At 56.3% G+C, this 24,618-nt stretch carries 22 protein-coding genes; 14 read left to right on the forward strand and 8 right to left on the reverse strand.

Annotation, left to right across the window (positions count from 1 at the left end; genetic code table 11):
• Positions 1 to 20 precede the first annotated feature (20 nt).
• From fhuC to fhuB, 3 genes are read left to right on the forward strand one after another with little or no spacing between them, the layout of a single operon-like run.
• Positions 21 to 818 carry a Fe3+-hydroxamate ABC transporter ATP-binding protein FhuC gene (fhuC, locus tag ACMWLG_RS09940; protein ID WP_045401093.1) on the forward strand — a complete coding sequence of 266 codons (798 nt, stop codon included), beginning with the start codon at positions 21 to 23 and terminating at the stop codon, positions 816 to 818.
• Complete coding sequence (gene fhuD / locus ACMWLG_RS09945; RefSeq protein WP_033144664.1) at positions 818 to 1,708, forward strand: Fe(3+)-hydroxamate ABC transporter substrate-binding protein FhuD; 891 nt, start codon at positions 818 to 820, stop codon at positions 1,706 to 1,708. Before fhuC ends, fhuD begins: the two co-directional genes overlap by 1 nt.
• On the forward strand, positions 1,705 to 3,687 hold the full coding sequence (gene fhuB, locus ACMWLG_RS09950) for a Fe(3+)-hydroxamate ABC transporter permease FhuB (protein ID WP_045401095.1): 1,983 nt from the start codon (positions 1,705 to 1,707) through the stop codon (positions 3,685 to 3,687). The genes fhuD and fhuB overlap by 4 nt, the downstream gene beginning before the upstream one ends.
• Before the next feature lie 93 nt (positions 3,688 to 3,780).
• On the opposite strand, the gene hemL is transcribed toward fhuB, so the two are convergent.
• Complete coding sequence (gene hemL / locus ACMWLG_RS09955; protein WP_023310444.1) at positions 3,781 to 5,061, reverse strand: glutamate-1-semialdehyde 2,1-aminomutase; 1,281 nt, start codon at positions 5,059 to 5,061, stop codon at positions 3,781 to 3,783.
• 177 nt (positions 5,062 to 5,238) lie between these two features.
• Between hemL and clcA the strand changes: the two genes are divergently transcribed.
• Positions 5,239 to 6,639, forward strand: a complete 1,401-nt coding sequence (gene clcA, locus ACMWLG_RS09960; protein WP_039260615.1) for a H(+)/Cl(-) exchange transporter ClcA — start codon at positions 5,239 to 5,241, stop codon at positions 6,637 to 6,639.
• A 79-nt stretch (positions 6,640 to 6,718) separates the two neighbouring features.
• On the forward strand, positions 6,719 to 7,066 hold the full coding sequence (gene erpA / locus ACMWLG_RS09965) for an iron-sulfur cluster insertion protein ErpA (RefSeq protein WP_023310446.1): 348 nt from the start codon (positions 6,719 to 6,721) through the stop codon (positions 7,064 to 7,066).
• 93 nt (positions 7,067 to 7,159) lie between these two features.
• On the opposite strand, the gene ACMWLG_RS09970 is transcribed toward erpA, so the two are convergent.
• The 3 genes from ACMWLG_RS09970 to mtnN are packed head-to-tail and all read right to left on the reverse strand — an operon-like array spanning position 7,160 to position 9,302.
• Complete coding sequence (locus ACMWLG_RS09970) at positions 7,160 to 7,783, reverse strand: TRIC cation channel family protein (protein ID WP_023310447.1); 624 nt, start codon at positions 7,781 to 7,783, stop codon at positions 7,160 to 7,162.
• Positions 7,784 to 7,810: 27 nt separating this feature from the next.
• Entirely contained in the window at positions 7,811 to 8,611 is an 801-nt protein-coding gene (gene btuF, locus ACMWLG_RS09975) for a vitamin B12 ABC transporter substrate-binding protein BtuF (RefSeq protein WP_045355180.1), read from the reverse strand.
• A complete protein-coding gene (mtnN, locus tag ACMWLG_RS09980) occupies positions 8,604 to 9,302 on the reverse strand; it encodes a 5'-methylthioadenosine/S-adenosylhomocysteine nucleosidase (protein ID WP_014882620.1) in 699 nt (232 codons plus the stop codon). Before mtnN ends, btuF begins: the two co-directional genes overlap by 8 nt.
• Positions 9,303 to 9,384: 82 nt before the next feature.
• On the opposite strand from mtnN, the gene dgt reads away from it, so the two are divergent.
• From dgt to ACMWLG_RS09995, 3 genes are all read left to right on the forward strand, one after another.
• On the forward strand, positions 9,385 to 10,899 hold the full coding sequence (gene dgt / locus ACMWLG_RS09985; RefSeq protein ID WP_045401099.1) for a dGTPase: 1,515 nt from the start codon (positions 9,385 to 9,387) through the stop codon (positions 10,897 to 10,899).
• Between the two features lie 131 nt (positions 10,900 to 11,030).
• Positions 11,031 to 12,467 (forward strand): serine endoprotease DegP, encoded by a 1,437-nt coding sequence (gene degP / locus ACMWLG_RS09990; protein ID WP_023310451.1) that lies wholly within the window; start codon positions 11,031 to 11,033, stop codon positions 12,465 to 12,467.
• A 146-nt stretch (positions 12,468 to 12,613) separates the two neighbouring features.
• A complete protein-coding gene (locus ACMWLG_RS09995; protein WP_045401101.1) occupies positions 12,614 to 13,771 on the forward strand; it encodes a CdaR family transcriptional regulator in 1,158 nt (385 codons plus the stop codon).
• A 92-nt stretch (positions 13,772 to 13,863) separates the two neighbouring features.
• On the opposite strand, the gene ACMWLG_RS10000 is transcribed toward ACMWLG_RS09995, so the two are convergent.
• The 4 genes from ACMWLG_RS10000 to map form a co-directional block, all read right to left on the reverse strand.
• Positions 13,864 to 14,250 (reverse strand): DUF3461 family protein, encoded by a 387-nt coding sequence (locus ACMWLG_RS10000; protein WP_014168696.1) that lies wholly within the window; start codon positions 14,248 to 14,250, stop codon positions 13,864 to 13,866.
• Between the two features lie 111 nt (positions 14,251 to 14,361).
• The gene (gene dapD / locus ACMWLG_RS10005) at positions 14,362 to 15,186 is read right to left on the reverse strand and encodes a 2,3,4,5-tetrahydropyridine-2,6-dicarboxylate N-succinyltransferase (RefSeq protein ID WP_008501915.1); all 825 of its coding nucleotides are present in this window, start codon (positions 15,184 to 15,186) and stop codon (positions 14,362 to 14,364) included.
• Between the two features lie 32 nt (positions 15,187 to 15,218).
• Entirely contained in the window at positions 15,219 to 17,894 is a 2,676-nt protein-coding gene (glnD, locus tag ACMWLG_RS10010) for a bifunctional uridylyltransferase/uridylyl-removing protein GlnD (RefSeq protein ID WP_029741204.1), read from the reverse strand.
• Between the two features lie 62 nt (positions 17,895 to 17,956).
• The gene (map, locus tag ACMWLG_RS10015; protein ID WP_023310454.1) at positions 17,957 to 18,751 is read right to left on the reverse strand and encodes a type I methionyl aminopeptidase; all 795 of its coding nucleotides are present in this window, start codon (positions 18,749 to 18,751) and stop codon (positions 17,957 to 17,959) included.
• 321 nt (positions 18,752 to 19,072) lie between these two features.
• Here map and rpsB point away from each other — a divergent pair, with 321 nt between their 5' ends.
• From rpsB to ispU, 6 genes are all read left to right on the forward strand, one after another.
• Positions 19,073 to 19,798, forward strand: coding sequence for a 30S ribosomal protein S2 (gene rpsB, locus ACMWLG_RS10020; protein ID WP_003856207.1), 726 nt, complete (start codon positions 19,073 to 19,075; stop codon positions 19,796 to 19,798).
• A gap of 117 nt (positions 19,799 to 19,915) precedes the next feature.
• A complete protein-coding gene (gene tsf / locus ACMWLG_RS10025) occupies positions 19,916 to 20,767 on the forward strand; it encodes a translation elongation factor Ts (RefSeq protein WP_014882627.1) in 852 nt (283 codons plus the stop codon).
• Between the two features lie 150 nt (positions 20,768 to 20,917).
• Positions 20,918 to 21,643 (forward strand): UMP kinase, encoded by a 726-nt coding sequence (gene pyrH / locus ACMWLG_RS10030; protein WP_008501910.1) that lies wholly within the window; start codon positions 20,918 to 20,920, stop codon positions 21,641 to 21,643.
• Positions 21,644 to 21,810: 167 nt separating this feature from the next.
• On the forward strand, positions 21,811 to 22,368 hold the full coding sequence (gene frr, locus ACMWLG_RS10035) for a ribosome recycling factor (RefSeq protein ID WP_003856180.1): 558 nt from the start codon (positions 21,811 to 21,813) through the stop codon (positions 22,366 to 22,368).
• A 95-nt stretch (positions 22,369 to 22,463) separates the two neighbouring features.
• A complete protein-coding gene (gene ispC / locus ACMWLG_RS10040) occupies positions 22,464 to 23,663 on the forward strand; it encodes a 1-deoxy-D-xylulose-5-phosphate reductoisomerase (RefSeq protein WP_045401103.1) in 1,200 nt (399 codons plus the stop codon).
• 186 nt (positions 23,664 to 23,849) lie between these two features.
• On the forward strand, positions 23,850 to 24,608 hold the full coding sequence (ispU, locus tag ACMWLG_RS10045) for a (2E,6E)-farnesyl-diphosphate-specific ditrans,polycis-undecaprenyl-diphosphate synthase (RefSeq protein ID WP_024907522.1): 759 nt from the start codon (positions 23,850 to 23,852) through the stop codon (positions 24,606 to 24,608).
• Positions 24,609 to 24,618 lie beyond the last annotated feature (10 nt).

Below are 24,618 nucleotides of genomic sequence, written 5' to 3' on the forward strand. Positions count from 1 at the left end.
TTTTATTTAAGTTGGCTGATATGCAGGACATTCAAACGCAACCCGACACCACCTTTACGCTCAACCATCTCTCCTTTCGCGTACCCGGGCGCACGCTGCTGCATCCGCTCTCTCTGACGTTTCCGGCCGGTAAAGTGACGGGACTGATTGGTCACAACGGTTCCGGTAAATCCACGCTGCTCAAGATGCTGGGGCGCCATCAGCCGCCTTCAGAAGGCGATATTCTGCTGGATGACCAACCGCTGGAGAGCTGGAGCAGTAAAGCCTTTGCCCGCAAAGTGGCCTATCTGCCGCAGCAGCTGCCGCAGGCGGAAGGGATGACGGTGCGTGAGCTGGTGGCGATTGGGCGTTATCCGTGGCACGGTGTGCTTGGGCGCTTCGGCGTCGCCGACAGAGAGAAGGTGGAAGAGGCGATTGCGCTGGTCGGGCTAAAACCGCTGGCGCACCGTCTGGTGGATAGCCTGTCCGGCGGCGAACGTCAGCGCGCGTGGATCGCGATGCTGGTGGCGCAGGACAGCCGCTGTCTGCTGTTGGATGAACCGACCTCTGCGCTGGATATCGCCCATCAGGTCGACGTCCTGGCGCTGGTGCATCGCCTGAGCCAGCAGCGTGGCCTGACGGTCATTGCGGTCCTGCACGATATCAACATGGCCGCGCGCTATTGTGACTACCTCGTCGCGCTGCGCGGGGGCGAGATGATTGCCCAGGGGACACCGGCCGAGCTGATGCGCAGCGAAACGCTGGAACATATTTACGGTATTCCGATGGGTATTCTGCCTCACCCGGCCGGGGCTGCACCGGTGAGCTTTGTCTACTGATGCTGAATAACACACGCATTAGCCGCCGTCGCCTGCTGACGGCGATGGCGCTCTCGCCGCTGCTGTTAAAAATGAATACGGCGCGTGCCGCCGCCGTCGATCCGCACCGTATTGTGGCCCTGGAGTGGCTGCCGGTCGAACTGATGATGGCGCTCGGCGTCACGCCCTATGGCGTGGCGGACATTCCTAACTATAACCTCTGGGTGAACGAGCCAAAGCTGCCGGACTCGGTAATCGACGTCGGTCTGCGAACGGAGCCAAACCTTGAGCTGCTCACCCAGATGAAACCCTCGTTCCTGTTCTGGTCAGCGGGCTACGGCCCGTCAGAGGAGACTATGGCGCGCATTGCGCCAGGACGTGGATTTGCTTTCAGCGACGGTAAAAAACCGCTGGCCGTGGCGAAAAACTCGATTAACGAGATGGCGCATTTCCTCAACCGCGAAGCGGAGGCCAAAAAGCATCTCGACGAATTTGATGCCCTGATAGACTCGCTGAAGCCGCGCTTTGCTCACCGGGGCGATCGTCCGCTGCTGATGGTGACGCTGCTGGATGCCCGCCATATGCTGGTTTTCGGTAAAAACTGTCTGTTCCAGGAGGTGCTGGACAGCTTCGGCATTCGCAATGCCTGGGAAGGGGAGATGACCTTCTGGGGCAGTACCGCCGTGGGTATCGATCGTCTGGCGGCGTTTCGCGATGTGGACGTGCTCTGTTTCGACCATGGTAACGAACGCGACATGCAAACCCTGATGGCGACCCCGCTCTGGCAGGCGATGCCGTTTGTACGCGAGAAGCGCTTCCAGCGCGCCCCGGCGGTCTGGTTCTACGGTGCGACGCTGTCGGCCATGCATTTTGCCCGCGTGCTGGATAACGCCCTGGGAGGTAAAGCATGAGTACGCGTATCGCCCGCTTCCCGGCGCTGCTGTTATCCCTGCTTTTTCTGGTTGCGCTGGTATTAACCGGATTCAACCTCTCCGCGGCCTTACCACGCGCGCAGTGGGGGGCCGCTCTGGCCTCGCCGGATATCGACAATATTCAGCAGATGCTGTTCCACTACAGCCTGCTGCCGCGTCTGGCGATCTCCCTTTTGGTCGGGGCCGGCTTAGGGCTGGTGGGCGTGCTGTTCCAGCAGGTTTTACGTAACCCGCTGGCAGAGCCAACCACGCTCGGCGTCGCGACCGGCGCGCAGCTTGGGATCACCATCACCACGCTGTGGGCGCTGCCGGGAGCGTTAACCTCGCAGTTTGCGGCACTCGCGGGGGCGTGCGTGGTGGGCGCGCTGGTCTTTGGCGTGGCCTGGGGCAAGCGCCTTTCTCCTGTAACGCTTATTCTGGCCGGGCTGGTGGTGAGCCTGTACTGCGGGGCGATTAACCAGCTGCTGGTGCTGTTCCATCACGATCGGCTGCAAAGCATGTTCCTGTGGAGTACCGGCACGCTCACCCAAACCGACTGGAGCGTTGTCCTGCACCTGTGGCCGCAGCTGGCTGGCGGCGTCGTGCTGACGCTGCTGCTCCTGCGCCCTCTGACGCTCATGGGGCTGGATGATGGCGTGGCGCGTAACCTGGGGCTGGCGCTGTCGCTGGCTCGTCTGGCGGCGCTGACGCTGGCGATTGTATTAAGCGCCCTGCTGGTCAACGCGGTTGGCATCATCGGGTTTATCGGCCTGTTTGCGCCGCTGCTGGCGAAAATGCTCGGGGCGCGTCGCCTGCTGGCGCGTCTGATGCTGGCGCCGCTGATTGGGGCCCTGATCCTCTGGCTTTCCGATCAGCTTGTTCTCTGGCTGGCGCAGGTCTGGAGGGAAGTGTCCACCGGCTCGGTGACCGCGCTTATCGGGGCGCCGCTGCTGCTGTGGCTGCTCCCGCGCCTGCGCAGCATGAGCGCACCGGCGATGGACGCCGGCGATAAAGTTTACGCTGAACGTCGGTCGGTGCTGTCGTTTAGCCTTGCCGGTCTGGCTGTGCTGATTATCGCTTCGTTTGCGGCGCTCTCATTTGGACGCGATGCCGTGGGCTGGCACTGGGCGACGGGGGATTTACTCAATGAACTGGTGCAGTGGCGCTGGCCGCGTATCTTCGCTGCGCTGATCGCAGGGGTAATGCTGGCGGTGGCGGGGTGCATTATTCAGCGTCTGACCGGCAACCCGATGGCAAGCCCGGAAGTGCTCGGGATCAGCTCTGGCGCCGCCTTTGGCGTGGTGCTGATGCTGTTCTTTGTGCCGGGGAATGCGTTTGGCTGGCTGATGCCTGCCGGCAGTATCGGTGCGGCAGTCACGCTGATGATTATCCTTATTGCCGCCGGTCGCGGCGGATTTTCACCGCACCGCATGCTGCTGGCCGGGATGGCGCTCAGCACCGCGTTTACCATGCTGCTGATGATGCTGCAGGCCAGCGGCGATCCGCGTATGGCGAAGATCCTGACCTGGATTTCCGGCTCAACCTACAACGCCACCGGCAGCCAGGTGGTCTGGTCCGGGATCGCGATGCTCGTGCTGCTGGCGATGGTGCCGCTGTGCCGCCGCTGGATGACCATTCTGCCGCTCGGCGGCGAAACCGCGCGCGCGGTGGGAATGGCGCTGACGCCAGCGCGCGTGGCCCTGCTGCTGCTGGCGGCGTGCCTGACGGCTGTGGCAACCCTGACGATTGGACCGCTGAGTTTTGTCGGATTAATGGCGCCGCACATTGCCAGAATGATGGGGTTCCGCCGGACGATGCCGCATATTGTGATGTCGGCACTGACGGGCGGGATGATGCTGGTGTTTGCGGACTGGTGCGGAAGAATGGTGCTGTTCCCGTATCAGATCCCGGCGGGTCTGCTGTCGACCTTTATCGGTGCGCCGTACTTTATTTATCTGTTGAGAAAGCAGAGCCGGTAATAAAAGTAAACGGCAATCCTTAGATTGCCGTTTTTGTGTTTGCTCCCTCTCCCCGTGGGAGAGGGGTGGGGTGAGGGCATCAAGCCGCACATCTTACAGCTTCGCAAACACCTTGCGCGCCGCGTCGATGGTGTTATTGATATCTTCTTCGCTGTGCGCCACGGACATAAAGCCCGCTTCGAACGCGGACGGCGCCAGGTACACGCCTTCTTCCAGCATCAGGTGGAAGAAGCGCTTGAAGCGTTCAACGTCGCACTTCACCACGTCCTGATAGCAGGTCACGGTTTTCGCATCGGTGAAGAAAATCCCGAACATGCCGCCCACATGGTTGACCACCAGAGGGATACCGGCCTCTTCTGCGGCTTCCAGCAGACCGTTTGCCAGCTGCGTGGTCAGGTCGGTCAGGGTTTCGTGAATACCCGGCTGTGCCACTTCGGTCAGGCAGGCAAAGCCCGCCGCCATGGCGATGGGGTTACCGGAGAGCGTGCCCGCCTGGTAAACCGGACCGGTTGGCGCCAGGGCTTCCATCACGTCCTTACGACCACCGAAAGCGCCGACCGGCATGCCGCCGCCGATGATTTTGCCGAGGCAGGTCAGGTCCGGCACGACGTCGTAGTAAGACTGGGCACCCGCCAGCGCGACGCGGAAGCCGGTCATGACTTCATCGATGATCAGCAACGCGCCGAACTCATCGCACAGGGCGCGCAGGCCCGGCAGGAAGTCAGGCTGCGGTGGGATGCAGTTCATGTTGCCGGCAACCGGCTCAACGATGATGCAGGCGATCTCCTGCGGATACTGCTCGAACGCCGCGCGAACGGTAGCAAGATCGTTGTAGGTGCAGGTCAGGGTGTGCTTCGCGAAATCTGCCGGTACGCCAGGCGAGTTCGGCTGGCCGAGCGTCAGCGCGCCGGAACCGGCTTTCACCAGCAGGCAGTCCGCATGACCGTGGTAGCAGCCTTCGAACTTGATGATTTTATCGCGACCGGTAAAACCGCGCGCCAGGCGGATGGCGCTCATGGTGGCTTCGGTACCGGAGTTCACCATACGCACCATGTCCATGGTAGGCACCAGCTCGGTCACCAGCTCCGCCATTTTCACTTCCATTTCGGTTGGCGCACCGAAGCTCAGGCCGCGCTGGGCGGCTTCAATCACCGCGTTACGAATGGCAGGGTGGTTGTGACCCAGCACCATCGGTCCCCAGGAACCTACATAATCGATATAGGCTTTGCCATCGACATCATACAGATACGCGCCGTCAGCACGTTCGATAAACAGCGGCGTACCGCCCACGCCGGTGAAGGCGCGCACAGGTGAGTTCACGCCACCCGGAATAAGCTCGCGGGCTGCACTGTAGAGGTTTTCAGACTTGCTCATGGCGTCGTTCCTGGTTCGAATAAAATGGTTAAGCCCACTATTCTATGTGATTCGGGGAAGGTTATGAAATTTTTAGCCGGGCAATGCTTTAAGATTTGTTAAGTAATTTTCAGGAGACGGTGGGGCCGTCTCTGGTAAAATCCTCGCGGCTTTTTGTGTGACAAATAAGAACAGGACATGAAATCAGATTCTCCGTCTTTTGAAGAACAACAGTTTACGCGCGCCCAGCACCGAATCAGCATTCGGCGGCTGCTCAATCGCGATAAAACGCCGCTGGCGATCCTGCTGGCCGCTGCCGTGGTGGGTACTCTCGCGGGCCTGGTTGGCGTGGCGTTTGAAAAAGCGGTTAATGCCGTACTCAACTGGCGAGTGGGCACCGTGGCCGGTTTCGCCGACAGCGAATGGCTGGTCTGGGTGTGGGCATTCGGGCTGTCCGCGCTGTTTGCCATGGTGGGGTATTTTCTGGTGCGTAAATTCGCGCCGGAGGCGGGGGGATCGGGCATCCCGGAAATTGAGGGCGCGCTCGAGGAGCTGCGTCCGGTGCGCTGGTGGCGGGTGATTCCGGTTAAGTTCATCGGCGGCATGGGGACTCTGGGCGCGGGAATGGTGCTTGGACGGGAAGGACCCACGGTACAGCTGGGGGGGAACGTCGGCCGCATGGTGGGCGATCTGTTTCGGATGCGAAGCGCCGAAGCGCGCCATACGCTGCTGGCAACCGGCGCGGCGGCGGGGCTTTCCGCCGCGTTTAACGCGCCGCTGGCGGGCATTTTGTTTATTATTGAAGAGATGCGCGCGCAGTTCCGCTACAACCTGATCTCGATTAAAGCGGTGTTTACCGGCGTCATTATGTCGAGCATCGTGTTTCGCATCTTTAATGGCGAGGGCGCGGTCATTGAGGTGGGTAAACTCACCAACGCGCCGGTCAATACCCTGTGGCTTTACCTGATCCTCGGCATGATTTTTGGCGTGGTGGGGCCGCTGTTTAACACCTTTATCCTGCGCGCTCAGGATATGTTCCAGCGCATTCACGGCGGGAACACCACGAAATGGGTGCTGATGGGCGGTCTGCTGGGCGGAATGTGCGGCGTACTCGGGTTTATCGAGCCGAATGCCGCAGGCGGCGGGTTCGGGCTGATTCCCATTGCGGCGGCGGGGAATTTCAGCGTGGGTCTGCTGCTGTTTATGTTTATTTCCCGGGTTATCACGACGGTACTGTGCTTCTCTTCCGGCGCGCCCGGCGGGATTTTTGCCCCGATGCTGGCGCTGGGTACGCTGCTCGGGACCGCATTTGGTATGGCGGCTGAAGTGGGTTTTCCCGCCTATCACCTTGAAGCCGGGACCTTTGCGGTGGCCGGAATGGGGGCGCTGCTGGCCGCGTCCCTGCGTGCGCCCTTGACCGGGATCGTGCTGGTGCTGGAGATGACGGACAATTACCAGCTCATTTTGCCAATGATCATTACCTGCCTCGGCGCGACACTATTAGCCCAGTTCCTGGGTGGAAAACCGTTATACTCCACCATCCTCGCGCGTACCCTGGCGAAACAAGAGGCTGAACGGGCCGCCACGCAGAATACTTGAATGAATTACCAGGGTATTAGATAATGAGACAAAGAATTGGGTGAATTTTACCCAATAGCAGTATTCATGGGAGCATAAGATGAGTGATGACGTAGTAGCTGTACCGCTCGAATTTACCGAAGCAGCAGCCAACAAAGTGAAAGTCCTGATTGCCGACGAAGACAATCCGGATCTGAAACTGCGTGTCTATATTACCGGTGGCGGCTGCAGCGGCTTCCAGTATGGTTTTACCTTTGACGATCAGGTTAACGATGGCGATATGACTATCGAGAAACAGGGCGTCGCGCTGGTGGTTGACCCGATGAGTCTGCAATATCTGGTGGGTGGTTCGGTGGATTACACCGAGGGTCTGGAAGGTTCGCGCTTTGTGGTCACTAACCCGAATGCGACAAGCACCTGCGGGTGTGGATCTTCGTTCAGCATCTAAGAGAGTGCGGGCTGATGCCGTTACTCCGTCCCTTTCTCACAGGGATAGGGCGTAAATACTCAAAACGGTAACCTTGCGGTTACCGTTTTGCTTTTACCTGCCATTATCATCCAGCGCAAACGTCGGCAGCTTCAGGTGCCAGCGTATCGCCGCTAAGCGTATCACCAGCGTCACGACCATCCCCAGCATCGCGGCATTTTCCAGCGGGAGGGCAAAGGTGTAGTACGCGGTAGCGTGAACAATCCCGCCCACGATGCAGGCCGTTGCGTAAATTTCAGTACGCAGGATCATCGGCACTTCACGCGCCAGAATGTCGCGAATGATCCCACCGCCCACGCCGGTTAATACGCCCATGCAGATTGCCACCATCGGACCGGTTCCCGCATTAAACGCCTTGTTGACGCCAATACCGACAAACACGGCCAGACCCACGGCATCCAGTACCGGCAATATCCACTTGGGTAAGCGGCGGGGCTGGCGAACCAGCACAATGGTTAACAGACAGGTGACCATCGCGACCACCAGATCGGTAGGATCTTTCACCCAAAACACCGGCCCATTCGCCAGCGCCATATCGCGGATTGTCCCGCCTCCCACTGCGGTCACCACGCCGAGCACCAGCACGCCAAACGGATCCATGCGTAGTTTTCCGGCTAGCAGGACGCCGGAGATAGCAAAAACGGCTGTGCCAAGAATATCCAGCCAATAAACGAGCATCGTTAAATCCTCGAAAAGGGTCTTATGTTAGTGACTCTCTGCCAGCGCGGCACAGAGCTGTTTTGCGGCGAGGATAATACGCGGGCTGGCGCGTTCAAACCAGTCGCTGTTGAGCGGGATCACCGGAATTTTTAGCTGCCTTTGCCAGAATTGTTCAATTTTAGGAATCTCGCTCGCATTTCCGACCACGACGATGGCCTGCGGCTGGCGCGCCAGAACCTGCTCGCGGCTCACCTGCGGCCAGGGTACCCGGCTGGCAGCAAAGATGTTTTCACCGCCGCAGACTTCCAGCACCTGGTTCTGAATCGACCCTTTTCCGGTGGTAAACAGCGGCTGGCTGCCAAACTGCAGGAAGATGCGCTTTTTAACAGGGGTATCGTATCGGGATTTCAGCGCGGCATAATCGCTCAGCATCTGTTTCGCCGCAGCCTCGGCTTTTTTGGGCGTAGGGCTATAGGGGGCCAGGGCGCGTAGCGCCTGAGCGACCTGCTCAATGCTGACGGCATCAATCCACATGACCTTTATGCCAAGCGAGGTGAGCTGGTTGACCTGCCGCTCGGCGTTGCCGCCGCGCCAGGCCAGCACGAGATCCGGTTTAAGCGCCACGATGCGCTCAAGGTTCATCCCCTGCCAGGTTGCCACCTGTTCAATACCCGCGGCCTGCGGTGGGTAATCCGAAAAGCTACTCACGCCAACGGGCGTGATCCCGGCGGCAAATGCCAGTTCAGTATTTGCGGGAGAGAGGGTAATCACGCGCGGTAACGCATAGAGCCACAGCGGTGCGAGAAGAAGCAGGGCGGCCAGCGCCCTGACGGTATGTTTAGCCACGTGCCAGATTCTGCACCAGGCGCTCCACCATCACGGTGGACTGTTTTGCCGCAACGGTCAGGAACTCGTCGAAGCTGATGTGGGACTGCTGGTCTGCCACGTCAGAGATGGCGCGAACCACCACGAAGGGTACGCTGAAGTTATGGCAGACATGAGCGATCGCGGTCGCTTCCATCTCAACGGCAACCGCCTGAGGGAAGTTATGACGAATTTTCGCCAGCCCAACGGAGCCGTTGATGAAGGCATCACCGCTGACAATCAGACCGCGTACCGCGTTGAGGTTGAGTTCTGCGATGCAGGTCTCTGCCGCCGCAATCAGCTTGTCGTCAGCTTTAAAACCAGCAGGGCAGCCCGGGAGCTGGCCGTACTCGTAACCGAACGCGGTGACGTCGGCATCGTGGTAACGCGCTTCGTCGGAGACAACGATATCGCCCACCTTCAGCGTCGGCGCCAGGCCGCCCGCAGAGCCGGTATTCACGATCACGTCCGGCTTGCAGCGCTCAAGCAGCAGGGTTGCACCCAGCGCAGCAGCCACTTTACCGATGCCTGATTTCAGCAGAGCCACGTCAACACCGTTCAGCTGGCCGGTGTAGATCTCACAACCTCCCAGAGAGAGGGTCTGACGGTTCTCAATTTTGTCACGCAGCAGCGTAACTTCTTCTTCCATTGCACCAATAATGCCGATTTTCATAGATTTACTCGCGATGTGCCTTGTTAAGATGCATAGTCTATCATGCGGTTAAGGGGAAACGCATTCTCACGCGGGGGAGCACATGTCACCAATCGATTTTCGAACCAAAATTAACTGGCACCGACGTTTCCGTTCGCCGCAGGGCGACAAGAGCGAACATGAGATCCTGCGTATCTTCGAGAGCGATCGCGGGCGGATCGTTAACTCGCCTGCCATCCGCCGTCTGCAGCAAAAAACTCAGGTGTTCCCGCTGGAGCGTAACGCCGCGGTGCGCACGCGCTTAACCCACTCGATGGAAGTGCAGCAGGTCGGGCGCTACATTGCCAAAGAGATTTTGAGCCGTCTCAAAGAGCAGCGTTTACTGGAAGCCTATGGTCTGGACGAGCTGACGGGGCCCTTCGAGAGCATCGTTGAGATGGCCTGCCTGATGCATGACATCGGCAACCCGCCTTTCGGCCACTTTGGTGAGGCGGCGATCAATGACTGGTTTAAGCAGCGGCTTTATCCTTCGGATGCGGTAAGCCAGCCCCTCAGCGATGACCGCTGCATCGTACGCGATTTACGCCTGCGTGAAGGTGAAGAGCGGCTGAACGACCTGCGCCGCAAAGTGCGCCAGGATTTGTGTCACTTCGAGGGCAACGCGCAGGGGATCCGGCTGGTCCATTCCCTGATGCGCATGAACCTGACTTGGGCACAGGTCGGCTGCATTCTGAAATATACGCGCCCCGCGTGGTGGATGGGGGATACGCCCGCGTCCCACAGCTATTTAATGAAAAAACCGGGCTATTACCTTTCCGAAGAGGCCTATATTGAACGGTTACGTAAAGAACTTTCATTGACGCCAAACGGCCGCTTTCCATTGACCTGGATTATGGAAGCCGCGGATGATATTTCCTATTGCGTGGCCGATCTGGAAGATGCCGTGGAGAAAAGAATCTTCAGCGTCGAGGAGCTTTATCAGCATCTTTATGCGGCCTGGGGCACCCATGAAAAAGGTTCGCTGTTTGCGCAGGTTGTCGAAAATGCCTGGGAAAAATCGCGCTCAAATACATTAAGCCGCAGTACGGAAGACCAGTTCTTTATGTATTTGCGGGTCAATACATTAAATAAACTGGTGCCGTATGCGGCGTCGCGTTTTATTGATAATTTGCCGCTCATTTTCAGCGGGGAATTCAACCACGCGCTGCTGGAAGATGACAGCAGTTTCAGTCAACTCCTTGAGCTTTATAAACATGTGGCGATGCGGCATGTATTCAGCCATCCGGATGTCGAGCAGCTGGAGCTGCAGGGCTATCGGGTAATCAGTGGGTTACTGGAAATTTATTCCCCGTTGCTTCAGCTGTCGGTCAATGAATTCAGCGAACTGGTGGAACACGAGCGCGTGCGCAGAATACCCATCGAATCGCGGCTTTATCAAAAACTCTCTACCCGGCATCGTCTGGCGTATGTCGAAGCGATTGGTAAGCTGGAACGCAACTCTCCCGAATGGCCGGTGATGGAATATTATTATCGCTGCCGTCTTATCCAGGACTATATCAGCGGCATGACGGATTTGTATGCCTGGGATGAATACCGCAAGCTGATGGCGGTGGAATAATTCCGGAGTTTTGTAAAGACGGCCAATAAATTTTTACCTTTTCCATAAACTTATCGCCGGAACTAAGCGGTATAAAACGAATCTGAGTTACACAGCAATTTTGCGTTACCTGTAAATCGAGATTGAGAAACATGAAAAAAACCACATTAGCAATGAGTGCACTGGCTCTGAGTTTAGGTTTAGCGCTGTCTCCTCTGACTGCTACTGCAGCCGAGACCGCGTCGTCGGCAGCAACCGCGCAGCAGATGCCAAGCCTGGCACCGATGCTCGAAAAAGTGATGCCATCGGTGGTGAGTATTAACGTTGAGGGCAGCACGACCGTCAATACGCCGCGTATGCCGCGTAACTTCCAGCAGTTCTTCGGCGACAACTCGCCGTTCTGCCAGGACGGTTCGCCATTCCAGAGCTCTCCGTTCTGTCAGGGCGGCGGTGCCGGGGATGACAGCCAGGGCGGCGGCCAGCAGCAGAAATTCATGGCGCTTGGCTCGGGGGTAATTATTGATGCGGCGAAAGGCTACGTCGTCACTAACAACCACGTTGTCGATAACGCGAACAGCATTAAGGTTCAGCTGAGCGATGGCCGCAAGTTTGACGCCAAAGTGGTGGGTAAAGACCCGCGCTCCGACATTGCGCTGATCCAGATTCAGGATCCGAAAAACCTGACGGCGATTAAAATCGCCGACTCTGACGCGCTGCGCGTGGGCGACTATACCGTGGCGATCGGTAACCCGTTCGGCCTGGGTGAAACCGTGACATCCGGTATCGTCTCTGCGCTGGGTCGTAGCGGCCTCAACGCGGAAAACTACGAAAACTTCATCCAGACGGATGCGGCGATCAACCGCGGTAACTCCGGCGGTGCGCTGGTGAACCTGAACGGTGAGCTGATCGGTATCAACACCGCTATCCTGGCTCCGGACGGTGGCAACATCGGTATCGGTTTTGCTATCCCTAGTAACATGGTGAAAAACCTGACCTCGCAGATGGTGCAGTATGGTCAGGTGAAACGCGGTGAGCTGGGTATCCTCGGTACGGAGCTGAACTCCGAACTGGCTAAGGCGATGAAAGTTGACGCTCAGCGCGGGGCATTCGTCAGCCAGGTGATGCCGAATTCCTCCGCGGCGAAAGCGGGCATTAAAGCGGGGGATGTGATCACCTCCCTGAACGGTAAACCGATCAGCAGCTTTGCTGCCCTGCGTGCCGAAGTGGGCTCGATGCCGATTGGCAGTAAAGTGACCCTCGGCCTGCTGCGCGACGGTAAGCCGGTTAACGTGAGCCTGGAGCTGCAGCAGAGCAGCCAGAATCAGGTGGATTCCAGCACCATCTTCAGCGGGATTGAAGGTGCCGAGATGAGCAACAAAGGCGCAGACAAAGGCGTGGTGGTGAACAACGTGAAAGCGAATTCACCGGCAGCCCGTATCGGCCTGAAAAAAGGCGATGTGATCATGGGCGCTAACCAGCAGCCGGTGAAAAACATCGCTGAACTGCGCAAAATTCTTGAGAGCAAGCCTTCCGTACTGGCGCTGAATATTCAGCGTGGTGATACCTCTCTTTATCTGCTGATGCAGTAATTCTTTTAAGCCCCTGTTCGCAGGGGCTTTCTCGTTTCTGTGATTCTTGCCACAACTCCATACTTCTCCCTCTCTCTTTGTGCATTCGCACAATGCAGCCGTCGCTGAACTTCCCTATGCTTGAGCTCTGCTCACGGGAGGGTTACATGGCTGGCTGGCATCTTGATACAAAAATGGCGCAGGATATCGTGGCGCGCACCATGCGCATCATTGATACCAATATCAACGTAATGGATGCCCGCGGGCGCATTATTGGCAGCGGCGATCGCGAGCGTATTGGGGAATTGCACGAAGGCGCGCTGCTGGTGCTTTCTCAGGGGCGGGTCGTGGATATCGACGATGCGGTAGCGAAACACCTGCACGGCGTACGTCAGGGCATCAATTTACCGCTGCGTCTTGAAGGCGAAATTGTGGGGGTAATCGGCCTCACCGGCGAGCCCGAGTCACTGCGAAAATACGGTGAGCTGGTCTGTATGACGGCAGAGATGATGCTGGAGCAGTCGCGCCTGATGCACCTGCTTGCCCAGGACAGCCGCCTGCGTGAAGAGCTGGTGATGAACCTTATTCAGGCGGAAGAGCATACGCCTGCGCTCAGCGAATGGGCGCAGCGTCTGGGGATCGATCTCAACCAGCCGCGCGTGGTGGCGGTCATTGAGGTCGATAGCGGCCAGGTTGGCGTGGACAGCGCGATGGCCGAGCTGCAGCAGCTGCAAAATGCGCTGGCGACGCCGGAGCGCGACAACCTTGTAGCGATAGTCTCACTGACGGAAATGGTGGTGCTCAAGCCCGCGCTCAATCAGTTTGGACGCTGGGATGCAGACGATCATCGCCGTCGCGTGGAGCAGCTGATCTCCCGGATGGAGGAGAACGGCCAGCTGCGTTTTCGCGTTGCGCTGGGCAACTACTTTACCGGGCCGGGCAGTATCGCCCGCTCCTGGCGTACCGCGCGCACCACCATGATGGTGGGCAAGCAGCGGATGCCGGAGAGCCGCAGCTATTTTTATCAGGATCTGATGCTGCCGGTGCTGCTCGACAGCCTGCGCGGGGGCTGGCAGGCCAATGAGCTGGCGCGGCCATTGGCGCGTCTGAAAGCCATGGACAACAACGGCCTGCTGCGCCGGACGCTGCAGGCGTGGTTCCGCCATAACGTGCAGCCGCTGGCGACCTCGAAGGCGCTGTTTATTCACCGCAATACGCTTGAGTATCGGTTAAACCGGATTTCAGAGCTGACGGGGCTGGATCTGGGAAACTTTGACGACAGGCTGCTGCTGTATGTGGCGCTTCAGCTGGACGAACAGAGATGACTGAGTGCGGTCTGGTGCACTTACCCCATCCCTCTCCGACGGGGAGAGGGCGCAAACACTAAAAACGGCAATCAAGGATTGCCGTTTTGCTTTTATTTCCGCGTTAATTTCTCAAGATCCGCTTCAATCTCGCTGATCTTATTTGTTACAACGCTTTCAAGGTGACGCAGATCGTCAAGGATCTTACGCTTGAGATCGACTTCGGTGCGGTCGCGCTGGCAGATCTGATCGAGTTCATCGATCACATAGCGCAGGTTAGGGCTGATTTCCTGTACTTCTTTGTAGCCCTGTCCTACACCGTCAGCCACAACGGTCTTACGCTGGCGTGGATATTTAAACTTCACGCTTTTGGCGAAAAACTCTCCTTTGTCCTTGTGAAAATAGATTTTCAGAATATCGTTATTGGCTTCCTGACGGAGGCTGTAACGATCAATTTCATCAGGATTGGTAATGCCCAGACTTTTCAGATTATCGTACATAGCGGTACCCTTGATCTCAACATAACCTTTGAATAATTAACGAAAAAATCTATTTTCGCCACCCTCAGATATAAAAAAAGCGGGGTTGCCCCCGCTTTTTGTTATACCCGATTAATCGATGGTGCGCAGCAATTCGTTGATGCCCACTTTACCGCGCGTTTTCGCATCCACTTTCTTCACGATAACCGCACAGTATAGGCTGTATTTGCCATCTTTTGACGGCAGGTTGCCGGAAACCACCACGGAGCCCGCCGGAACGCGACCGTAGTGAACTTCACCGGTTTCACGGTCGTAAATACGGGTGCTCTGACCGATGTAAACGCCCATGGAGATCACGGAACCTTCTTCAACGATCACGCCTTCAACCACTTCAGAGCGCGCGCCGATGAAGCAGTTGTCTTCGATAATGGTCGGGTTAGCCTGCAGTGGCTCCAGAACACCACCGATGCCCACGCCGCCGGACAGGTGAACATTTTTACCGATCTGCGCGCAGGAACCGACGGTCGCCCAGGTGTCGACCATGGTGCCTTCGTCAACGTAGGCACCGATATTCACGTAGGATGGCATCAGCACGGTGTTACGTGCGATGAACGCACCCTGGCGAACCGCCGCAGGCGGTACCACGCGGAAGCCTTCTTTCTGGAAACGCGCTTCGTCGTAGTCAGCGAATTTCATTGGCACTTTATCGAAGTAGCGGCTTTCTGCTCCGTCGATAACCTGGTTATCGTTGATGCGGAAAGAGAGCAGCACGGCTTTCTTCAGCCATTGATGAGTGACCCACTGACCGTCGATTTTTTCTGCCACGCGCAGCGCGCCGGAATCCAGAAGGGAAATCACCTGGTTTACCGCTTCACGGGTCACGGTATCCACATTTGCCGGGGTAATCTCGGCGCGACGCTCAAAAGCGGACTCAATAACGTTCTGTAACTGCTGCATTGTTTACTCTTTCCATTTCACTAAAAAACATATCACCCTTTATCGTTTGGATTGAGGGCTGCTGTCAACCGTTGTTGCACTTCAAGCTGCAGGTCATTATTAAGGGCACGCCGGTCCGCTGTCGCGATTATAAATAAATCTTCTACTCGCTCGCCAATCGTTGTAATTCGGGCCCCATGGAGCGAAATTCCCAGATCGGCAAAAACCTGGCCGACGCGAGCAAGCAGCCCCGGCTGGTCGAGCGCGATCAGCTCCAGGAACGATTTACGGTCGGTGTGGGTCGGCAGGAAATTGACCTCGGTATCGACGGTAAAGTGGCGCAATTTCGCCGGCTGGCGACGCGGCTGCGGGGGCTGCCAGCTGCGCTGGGTAATTGCCTGTTCCAGACCAAAACGTATCCCTTCATGCCTGTCCGACGAGAGCGGGCTGCCGTCCGGCTCAAGCACGATAAAGGTGTCCATCGCCATGCCGTCGCGGGTGGTGAAAATCTGCGCGTCGTGAACGCTCAGGTTACGCCTGTCCAGCTCGGCGCAGACCGCAGCAAACAGGTAAGGTCGGTCCGGGCTCCAGATGAAAATCTCCGTCCCGCCGCGGGTGGCCTGCGGGCTCAGCAGGATCATCGGCTGGGACAGATCGTGCTTGAGCAGATGCCGCGCGTGCCACGCAAGCTGGTTTGGACTATGGCGGACAAAATAGTTGGCGCGGCAGCGGGCCCAAATCTGATGCAGCGCCTCTTCATCAATATTATCCATCCGCAGCAGCGCCAGCGCCTGCAGCTGGTGATGACGCACGCGTTCGCGCATGTCCGGGGTGTTTTGCATCCCGCGACGCAGCTGTTTTTCGGTGGCGAAGTACAGCTCGCGCAGCAGGCTCTGCTTCCAGCTGTTCCACAGGGTCTCGTTGGTGGCGCAGATATCGGCCACCGTCAGGCAGACCAGATAGCGCAGACGGTTTTCCGTCTGAACCTCTTCAGCGAACTGCTTGATCACTTCCGGATCCTGAATGTCACGACGCTGCGCGGTGACTGACATCAGCAGGTGATGGCGCACCAGCCAGGCCACCAGCTGCGTTTCACGCGAGTTCAGGCCGTGCAGTTCGGCAAATTTCAGCACGTCCTGCGCGCCCAGCACCGAGTGGTCACCGCCGCGACCTTTGGCGATATCGTGGAACAGGGCGGCAATCAGGATCAGTTCCGGATGGGTCAGGCGCGGCCACAGCTCCACGCAGAGCGGGTGGCGGGAGCGCGTCTCTTCTTTCGCAAAGCTTTCCAGCTTGAGCATCACGCGGATCGTGTGTTCATCCACCGTGTAGGCGTGGAACAGATCGAACTGCATTTGCCCGACAATGTGCGACCACTGCGGCATATAGGCCCACAGCACGCTGTGGCGGTGCATTGGCAGCAGGCCGCGGCTGACGGCGCCCGGGTGGCGGAGCATGCTCAGGAACAGCGAACGCGCTTCCGGGATATAGCACAGCGGCTGCGTCAAATGACGGCGCGCATGGCGCAGATGGCGCAGGGTGGTGGAGTAGATGCCTGTGATGGTGCTGTTGCGCACCATGGTGTAGAACATCCGCAGAATCGCTTCCGGCTCACGGATAAACAGCGTTTCGTCGCGCAGGTCGATAAGCGTGCCGCGCAGCTGGAATTCGTCATCAATCGGGCGCGGTTTTTCGTCCGCCGTCAGGGCCAGAATGGCCTCGTCGAACAGCTGCAACAGCATCTGGTTCAGCTCGGTCACCCGGCGTGTGACGCGGAAGAAATCCTTCATCATGTGCTCAACCGGCTCGTTGCCTTCGCCCTGATAATTCAGGCGCTGCGCCACGCTGAGCTGGCGGTCGAACAGCAGGCGGTTATCGTAGCGGGTGACTTCCAGATGCAGGGCAAACCGGATGCGCCACAGCAGGTGCAGGCACTCGTTCAGCTCGTTACGCTCGGCCTCGGTTAAAAAGCCGAAGCCGACCATCTCGTCCATCGAGGTGGCGCCAAAATGGCGGCGGGCGACCCACTGCAGGGTGTGGATGTCGCGCAGGCCGCCTGGGCTGCTTTTAATATCGGGTTCAAGATTATAGCTGGTGCCGTGGTAGCGCTGGTGGCGCTGATTTTGCTCCTCGACCTTCGCGGCGAAGAACTTTTCTGACGGCCAGAAGCCGTCGCTGAAGATGTGTTTTTGCAGCTCCAGGAACAGAGCGACGTCACCAATCAGCAGGCGGGTTTCAATCAGGTTGGTGGCGACGGTCAGGTCCGATAACCCTTCCAGCAGACACTCTTCCAGGGTGCGCACGCTGTGGCCGACTTCCAGCTTTACGTCCCAGAGCAGCGTCAGCAGTTCGCCAATTTTTTGCGCCTGTTCGTCCGGCAGCTTTTTGCGGCTTAAGATCAGCAGATCAATATCGGAAAGCGGATGCAGCTCACCGCGGCCATAGCCCCCGACGGCAACCAGAGCAACATCACTGATTTGCCCAAACCCGTAATCGATCCACAGGCGCTGCAGCAGCTGGTCGATAAATTCGGTGCGCGCTTCAATGAGCTGCTCGGCCGACACGCCTGCGTCGAACGCGCTGCCCAGCCAGCGATGGAAAACATCCATATGGGCTTTAATATGCGCGCAGGTCAGCTCGTGCGACGGCCAGACGCCCGGGTTATCGGGCTGGTCGGGGAGGGTGGGAAGTGCTGTGTTAGCATACTGTTCGGGTAAAAGATTACTCATCGTGCGCCACCCATAAGAAAAAGCTATAGCCATTAAAAAGCCGGCATTTGCCGGCTTTTTTATCATTCATCGTGCGTCAGTATCGCCGGGATGGTGTCATCCTTGCGCAACGTCATAATTTCGCAGCCGTTGTCAGTTACCACAATAGTATGCTCGTACTGCGCAGACAAGCTTCTGTCTTTGGTTTTCACCGTCCAGCCGTCTTTCATAGTACGGATGCGATAGTCACCCGCGTTGACCATCGGCTCAATGGTAAAGGTCATGCCTTTTTGCAGCACCACGCCGCCGTCATCTGCATCATAGTGCAGGACCTGCGGTTCTTCATGGAAGACGCGACCAATGCCGTGACCGCAGTACTCGCGCACCACGGAGAAACCTTCCGCTTCCACAAACTTCTGGATTGCCGCACCTATGGTACGCAGGCGAATACCCGGTTTAACCATTTTCAGCGCCAGATAGAGGCTCTCTTGCGTCACTTTACACAGACGCTCGCCAAGAATAGTCGGCTTGCCAACGATGAACATTTTTGAGGTGTCACCGTGGTATTCGTCTTTAATGACGGTTACGTCGATGTTGACGATGTCGCCATCTTTCAGCAGTTTTTCATCGTCCGGAATACCGTGACACACCACTTCATTAATAGAGATGCAGACGGATTTCGGGAAACCGTGGTAGCCGAGGCAGGCGGAAACCGCGTGCTGCTCGTTCACGATATAGTCGTTACAGATACGGTCCAGTTCACCGGTGCTGACGCCCGGCTTCACGAACGGCTCGATCATTTCCAGCACTTCCGCGGCCAGACGACCGGCGACGCGCATCTTTTCAATTTCTTCAGGTGTCTTAATAGAGATAGCCATGTAATCTGTCCATCGGTGTCGATTTTTTCGACAATACTAGTCTAAGTGTCGTCAATGGTATCAGTCAGGCACGCTCCGTGCCAAATTGAGAATCATTAACAGCACACTCCGCCAACAACTGTTGGTTTCTGGTCGTGTTTTGTGGTATAAAGCGCGCCGGACTTCCGATCCATCTCAGATACACAGGCTGGACGGAAGCGACAAATCTCACTTTGTGTAACAACACACACGTATCGGCACATATTCCGGGGTGCCCTTCGGGGTCGGTAATATGGGATACGTGGAGGCATAACCCCAACTTTCAATATAGAGGTTTTAAACATGGCAACTGTTTCCATGCGCGACATGCTCAAGGCTGGTGTTCACTTTGGTCACCAGACCCGTTACTGGAACCCGAAAATGAAGCCTTTCATCTTCGGCGCACGTAACAAAGTTCACATCATCAACCTTGAGAAAACTGTACCAATGTTCAACGAAGCCCTGGCTGAGCTGAACAAGATCTCTTCCCGTAAAGGTAAGATTCTGTTCGTTGGTACTAAGCGCGCTGCAAGCGAAGCTGTGAAAGATGCTGCTAACAGCTGCGACCAGTTCTTCGTGAACCATCGCTGGTTGGGCGGCATGCTGACCAACTGGAAAACTGTTCGTCAGTCCATCAAACGCCTGAAAGATCTGGAAACCCAGTCTCAGGACGGTACTTTCGACAAGCTGACTAAGAAAGAAGCGCTGATGCGCACTCGTGAGCTGGACAAGCTGGAAAACAGCCTGGGCGGTATCAAAGATATGGGCGGCCTGCCAGACGCGCTGTTCGTAATCGATGCAGACCACGAGCACATCGCAATCAAAGAAGCTAACAACCTGGGTATCCCGGTATTCGCTATCGTTGATACCAACTCCGATCCGGACGGTGTTGACTTCGTTATCCCGGGTAACGACGACGCAATCCGTGCTGTTAGCCTGTACCTGAGCGCTGTAGCTGCTACCGTTCGTGAAGGCCGTTCCCAGGATCTGGCTTCTCAGGCGGAAGAAAGCTTCGTAGAAGCTGAATAATAAGGTTTTACCCCTTATTAGTACCGTGTATGAATAGGGGCCCATTACCGGCCCCTTTTTTCAATTTACACTGTTTGGCCCCCGGCCGGGCAGTTCACATCTCCCGAGGATTTAAGAATGGCTGAAATTACCGCATCCCTGGTAAAAGAGCTGCGCGAGCGTACTGGCGCAGGCATGATGGATTGCAAAAAAGCGCTGACTGAAGCGAACGGCGACATCGAGCTGGCAATCGAAAACATGCGTAAATCCGGTGCGATCAAAGCAGCTAAAAAAGCAGGCAACGTTGCTGCTGACGGCGTGATCATCACTAAGATCGACGGCAACTACGGCATCATTCTGGAAGTTAACTGCCAGACTGACTTCGTTGCTAAAGATGGCGGTTTCCAGGCATTTGCTAACAAAGTTCTGGACGCAGCTGTTGCGGGTAAAATCACTGACGTTGAAGTTCTGAAAGCACAGTTCGAAGAAGAACGTGTTGCGCTGGTTGCTAAAATCGGTGAGAACATCAACATCCGTCGCGTATCTTCTCTGGAAGGCGACGTTCTGGGCTCTTACCAGCACGGTGCACGTATCGGTGTTCTGGTTGCGGCTAAAGGCGCTGACGAAGAGCTGGTTAAACAGCTGGCAATGCACATCGCTGCAAGCAAACCAGAATTCGTTAAGCCAGAAGATGTGTCTGCTGAAGTGGTAGAGAAAGAGTACCAGGTTCAGCTGGACATCGCGATGCAGTCTGGTAAGCCAAAAGAAATCGCAGAGAAAATGGTTGAAGGCCGCATGAAGAAATTCACCGGCGAAGTTTCTCTGACTGGCCAGCCATTCGTAATGGACCCAAGCAAGTCTGTTGCTCAGCTGCTGAAAGAGCACAACGCTGACGTAACTGGCTTCATCCGCTTCGAAGTGGGCGAAGGCATCGAGAAAGTTGAGACTGACTTCGCAGCAGAAGTTGCTGCAATGTCCAAGCAGTCTTAATGATTGAAAAGGAGCCGCCTGAGGGCGGCTTCTTTTTGTCACCCGTCACAGGAAATCAGACAGGCTCCAGTATCGCTGTGCTGATTTGCGGCATATCATGTCGCCAGAATTAACCCCCATCTTAATCGTTGACAGTCTCAGGAAAGAAACATGGCTACCAATGCAAAACCCGTGTACAAACGCATTCTGCTTAAGCTGAGTGGCGAAGCGCTGCAGGGATCGGAAGGATTCGGTATTGACGCAAGCATCCTTGATCGCATGGCACAGGAAATCAAAGAACTGGTCGAACTGGGTATCCAGGTTGGCGTGGTCATTGGCGGTGGCAACCTTTTCCGTGGTGCTGGTCTGGCGAAAGCGGGGATGAACCGCGTTGTGGGCGACCACATGGGTATGCTGGCAACCGTGATGAATGGCCTGGCGATGCGTGATGCACTGCATCGCGCCTATGTGAACGCCCGCCTGATGTCCGCGATTCCGCTGAATGGCGTATGCGATAATTACAGCTGGGCAGAAGCCATCAGCCTGCTGCGCAACAACCGCGTGGTGATCCTCTCCGCCGGTACGGGTAACCCGTTCTTTACAACCGATTCCGCCGCCTGCCTGCGCGGTATCGAGATCGAAGCCGATGTGGTACTGAAAGCGACCAAAGTAGACGGCGTGTTTACTGCCGACCCGGCAAAAGATCCTTCTGCCACCATGTACGATCAGCTGAGCTACAGCGAAGTGCTGGATAAAGAGCTGAAAGTGATGGATCTTGCCGCCTTCACGCTGGCTCGCGACCACAAACTGCCGATCCGTGTCTTCAACATGAACAAGCCTGGCGCACTGCGTCGCGTGGTCATGGGCGAAAAAGAAGGCACTTTGATCACGGAATAATTTCCGTTGACGATAAATACAGGTAAGATTCCGCTTTATTTTGTAGTGGTATCTTACCCGGGCGCGCCTTTGGCGTTGTCATGAATTAAATGCGACTATACTTAGCACACCTGTAGCGCTGTGCTGGCGGATAGTCTGCCTGAGACAAGTTTTCAAGGATTCGTAACGTGATTAACGACATCAGAAAAGATGCTGAAGTACGCATGGACAAATGCGTAGAAGCGTTCAAAAACCAAATCAGCAAAATCCGTACTGGCCGTGCTTCCCCAAGCCTGCTGGATGGCATCATCGTAGAATATTACGGTACGCCAACCCCTCTGCGCCAGCTGGCGAGCGTGACGGTAGAAGATACCCGTACGCTGAAAATTAACGTCTTCGACCGCTCTATGAGCCCGGCCGTTGAGAAAGCGATTATGGCCTCTGACCTCGGACTGAACCCAAGCTCTGCGGGCGCAGACATCCGTGTTCCACTGCCTCCGCTGACGGAAGAGCGTCGTAAAGATCTGATCAAAGTGGTTCGTGGCGAAGCTGAGCAGGGTCGTGTATCCGTGCGTAACGTACGTCGCGACGCGAACGATAAAGTGAAAGCACTGCTGAAAGAAAAAGAGATCAGCGAAGATGACGATCGTCGTTCTCAGGACGACATTCAGAAAATGACCGACGCGGCCATCAAGAAAATTGATGCGGCGCTGGCAGAAAAAGAAGCGGAACTGATGCAGTTCTGATTTCTGTCGTACACTGATAAACGCCGTTCAGAGGGACCTCAGGTCTTGCTGGCGGCGTTTTGCTTTTATCTGGTCTAACTTTTTTCGGGCATCCCATGAAGCATTTAACACTCCTCGGCTCAACCGGCTCTATCGGTTGCAGCACTCTCGACGTCGTTCGCCATAATCCTGAGCTTTACACCGTGACAGCGCTGGTGGCCGGTAAGAATGTGCAGCGAATGGTCGAACAGTGCCTGGAGTTTGCGCCCCGCTATGCGGTGATGGATGACGAAGAGAGCGCGCGTCTGCTGAAAGCAAAGCTGCGTGAAAAGGGCAGCCGAACCGAAGTGCTGAGTGGCCAGCAGGCGGCCTGCGAGATGGCGGCGCTGGATGAGGTGGATCAGGTCATGGCGGCCATTGTCGGCGCGGCAGGATTATTGCCCACTCTTGCCGCGATTGATGCCGGTAAAGATGTTTTGCTGGCCAATAAAGAGTCGCTGGTCACCTGCGGACGCCTGTTTATGGATGCGGTGAAGCAGCGCGGCGCGCGTCTTTTGCCGGTCGACAGCGAACACAACGCGATTTTTCAGAGTTTACCGCAACCTTTTCAACAGAACCTGGGGTACGCTGACCTGGAGCAGAATGGCGTGGTGTCTATTCTGCTTACCGGGTCTGGTGGCCCGTTCCGTGAAACGCCACTGTCTGAACTGCGTGCAATGACACCCGATCAGGCGTGCCGTCATCCGAACTGGTCGATGGGGCGTAAAATCTCCGTTGATTCTGCCACCATGATGAACAAAGGTCTGGAATACATTGAAGCACGCTGGCTGTTTAATGCGTCAGCGAAACAGATGGAAGTACTGATTCACCCGCAATCGGTGATTCACTCGATGGTGCGTTATCAGGATGGCAGCGTGCTGGCACAGTTGGGCGAGCCGGATATGCGTACGCCGATTGCCCATTCAATGGCGTGGCCAAATCGAGTGAAATCCGGCGTGAAGCCGCTTGATTTCTGCAAGCTAAGTTCCCTGACGTTCAGTGAACCAGACTACGACCGCTATCCTTGTCTGAAGCTTGCGATGAATGCCTTTGACCAGGGGCAGGCGGCGACGACGGCACTTAATGCAGCCAATGAAATTACCGTTGAGGCATTTCTGAATCAGCAAATTCGTTTTACCGATATCGCGTCGTTAAATTTATCGGTGCTGGAGATGATGGATTTGCGCGAACCACAAAGCGTGGAAGAGGTGCTGGCGGTGGATGCAGCTGCGCGTAATATTGCGCGCCAACAGGTGACACGTCTCGCAAGCTGGTGATAAAGCAAGCACTAGTCGTCGTGCTATTTGTTAGCGTTGGGCTTCAGTGATATAGTCTGCGCCACCTGATCGCAGGTATTTGACTTAATGTGGTCAGGTGAGCCGTGGTTTGACACGGCTTTTTTATGTATAGGCTTCAGTATTCCTGAGTACCGTTAAATCCTTTTCAGGGACAAAAAACGCGTTATGTTGTCTGCGAATCAACCAATAAGCGAAAATTTGCCAGCTCATGGCTGCCGTCATGTAGCAATCATTATGGATGGCAATGGCCGCTGGGCGAAAAGACAAGGGAAGATACGAGCCTTTGGGCATAAAGCGGGGGCGAAATCCGTTCGCCGCGCCGTTTCTTTTGCCGCTAACAACGGCATTGATGCGTTAACGCTCTATGCTTTTAGCAGTGAAAACTGGAATCGACCTCTGCAGGAAGTGACTGCGTTGATGGAATTGTTTGTGTGGGCGCTAGACAGCGAAGTAAAAAGCCTGCACCGCCACAACGTTCGCCTGCGCATCATTGGCGATACCAGTCGTTTTAACTCACGTTTGCAGGAACGGATTCGTAAAGCTGAAGCGCTGACGGAAAATAATACCGGTCTTACGCTGAATATTGCGGCGAATTACGGTGGACGCTGGGATATTATCCAGGGCGTTCGGCATCTGGCCGAACAGGTTCAGGAAGGGCTGTTGAGACCCGACCAAATTGATGAAGAGGCGCTGAGCAAGCAAATCTGCATGAATGAACAGGCACCTGTGGATTTGGTAATTAGGACAGGGGGGGAACATCGCATAAGTAACTTTTTGATATGGCAAATTGCCTATGCCGAACTTTACTTTACGGATGTTCTTTGGCCCGATTTTGATGAACAAGACTTTGAAGGTGCGCTGCATGCCTTTGCCAATCGAGAGCGTCGTTTCGGCGGCACCGAGCCTGGTGGCGACAAAGCCTGATGGGGGTAGC

Origin of the sequence: Enterobacter sp. 01-M-02-SI-ECC (assembly GCF_047530595.1) — a bacterium.
Classification (GTDB): domain Bacteria; phylum Pseudomonadota; class Gammaproteobacteria; order Enterobacterales; family Enterobacteriaceae; genus Enterobacter; species Enterobacter cloacae_M.

Bases quoted from the DNA above. Each gene is read 5' to 3' on its own strand.
- dapD (WP_008501915.1), bottom strand. From the start codon at position 15,186: ATGCAGCAGTTACAGAACGTTATTGAGTCCGCTTTTGAGCGTCGCGCC.
- clcA (WP_039260615.1), top strand. From the start codon at position 5,239: ATGAAATCAGATTCTCCGTCTTTTGAAGAACAACAGTTTACGCGCGCC.
- glnD (WP_029741204.1), bottom strand. From the start codon at position 17,894: ATGAGTAATCTTTTACCCGAACAGTATGCTAACACAGCACTTCCCACC.
- fhuB (WP_045401095.1), top strand. From the start codon at position 1,705: ATGAGTACGCGTATCGCCCGCTTCCCGGCGCTGCTGTTATCCCTGCTT.
- ACMWLG_RS09995 (WP_045401101.1), top strand. From the start codon at position 12,614: ATGGCTGGCTGGCATCTTGATACAAAAATGGCGCAGGATATCGTGGCG.
- fhuD (WP_033144664.1), top strand. From the start codon at position 818: ATGCTGAATAACACACGCATTAGCCGCCGTCGCCTGCTGACGGCGATG.
- erpA (WP_023310446.1), top strand. From the start codon at position 6,719: ATGAGTGATGACGTAGTAGCTGTACCGCTCGAATTTACCGAAGCAGCA.
- rpsB (WP_003856207.1), top strand. From the start codon at position 19,073: ATGGCAACTGTTTCCATGCGCGACATGCTCAAGGCTGGTGTTCACTTT.
- tsf (WP_014882627.1), top strand. From the start codon at position 19,916: ATGGCTGAAATTACCGCATCCCTGGTAAAAGAGCTGCGCGAGCGTACT.
- ACMWLG_RS10000 (WP_014168696.1), bottom strand. From the start codon at position 14,250: ATGTACGATAATCTGAAAAGTCTGGGCATTACCAATCCTGATGAAATT.
- dgt (WP_045401099.1), top strand. From the start codon at position 9,385: ATGTCACCAATCGATTTTCGAACCAAAATTAACTGGCACCGACGTTTC.
- map (WP_023310454.1), bottom strand. From the start codon at position 18,751: ATGGCTATCTCTATTAAGACACCTGAAGAAATTGAAAAGATGCGCGTC.
- ispU (WP_024907522.1), top strand. From the start codon at position 23,850: ATGTTGTCTGCGAATCAACCAATAAGCGAAAATTTGCCAGCTCATGGC.
- ACMWLG_RS09970 (WP_023310447.1), bottom strand. From the start codon at position 7,783: ATGCTCGTTTATTGGCTGGATATTCTTGGCACAGCCGTTTTTGCTATC.
- degP (WP_023310451.1), top strand. From the start codon at position 11,031: ATGAAAAAAACCACATTAGCAATGAGTGCACTGGCTCTGAGTTTAGGT.
- fhuC (WP_045401093.1), top strand. From the start codon at position 21: ATGCAGGACATTCAAACGCAACCCGACACCACCTTTACGCTCAACCAT.
- pyrH (WP_008501910.1), top strand. From the start codon at position 20,918: ATGGCTACCAATGCAAAACCCGTGTACAAACGCATTCTGCTTAAGCTG.
- mtnN (WP_014882620.1), bottom strand. From the start codon at position 9,302: ATGAAAATCGGCATTATTGGTGCAATGGAAGAAGAAGTTACGCTGCTG.
- ispC (WP_045401103.1), top strand. From the start codon at position 22,464: ATGAAGCATTTAACACTCCTCGGCTCAACCGGCTCTATCGGTTGCAGC.
- hemL (WP_023310444.1), bottom strand. From the start codon at position 5,061: ATGAGCAAGTCTGAAAACCTCTACAGTGCAGCCCGCGAGCTTATTCCG.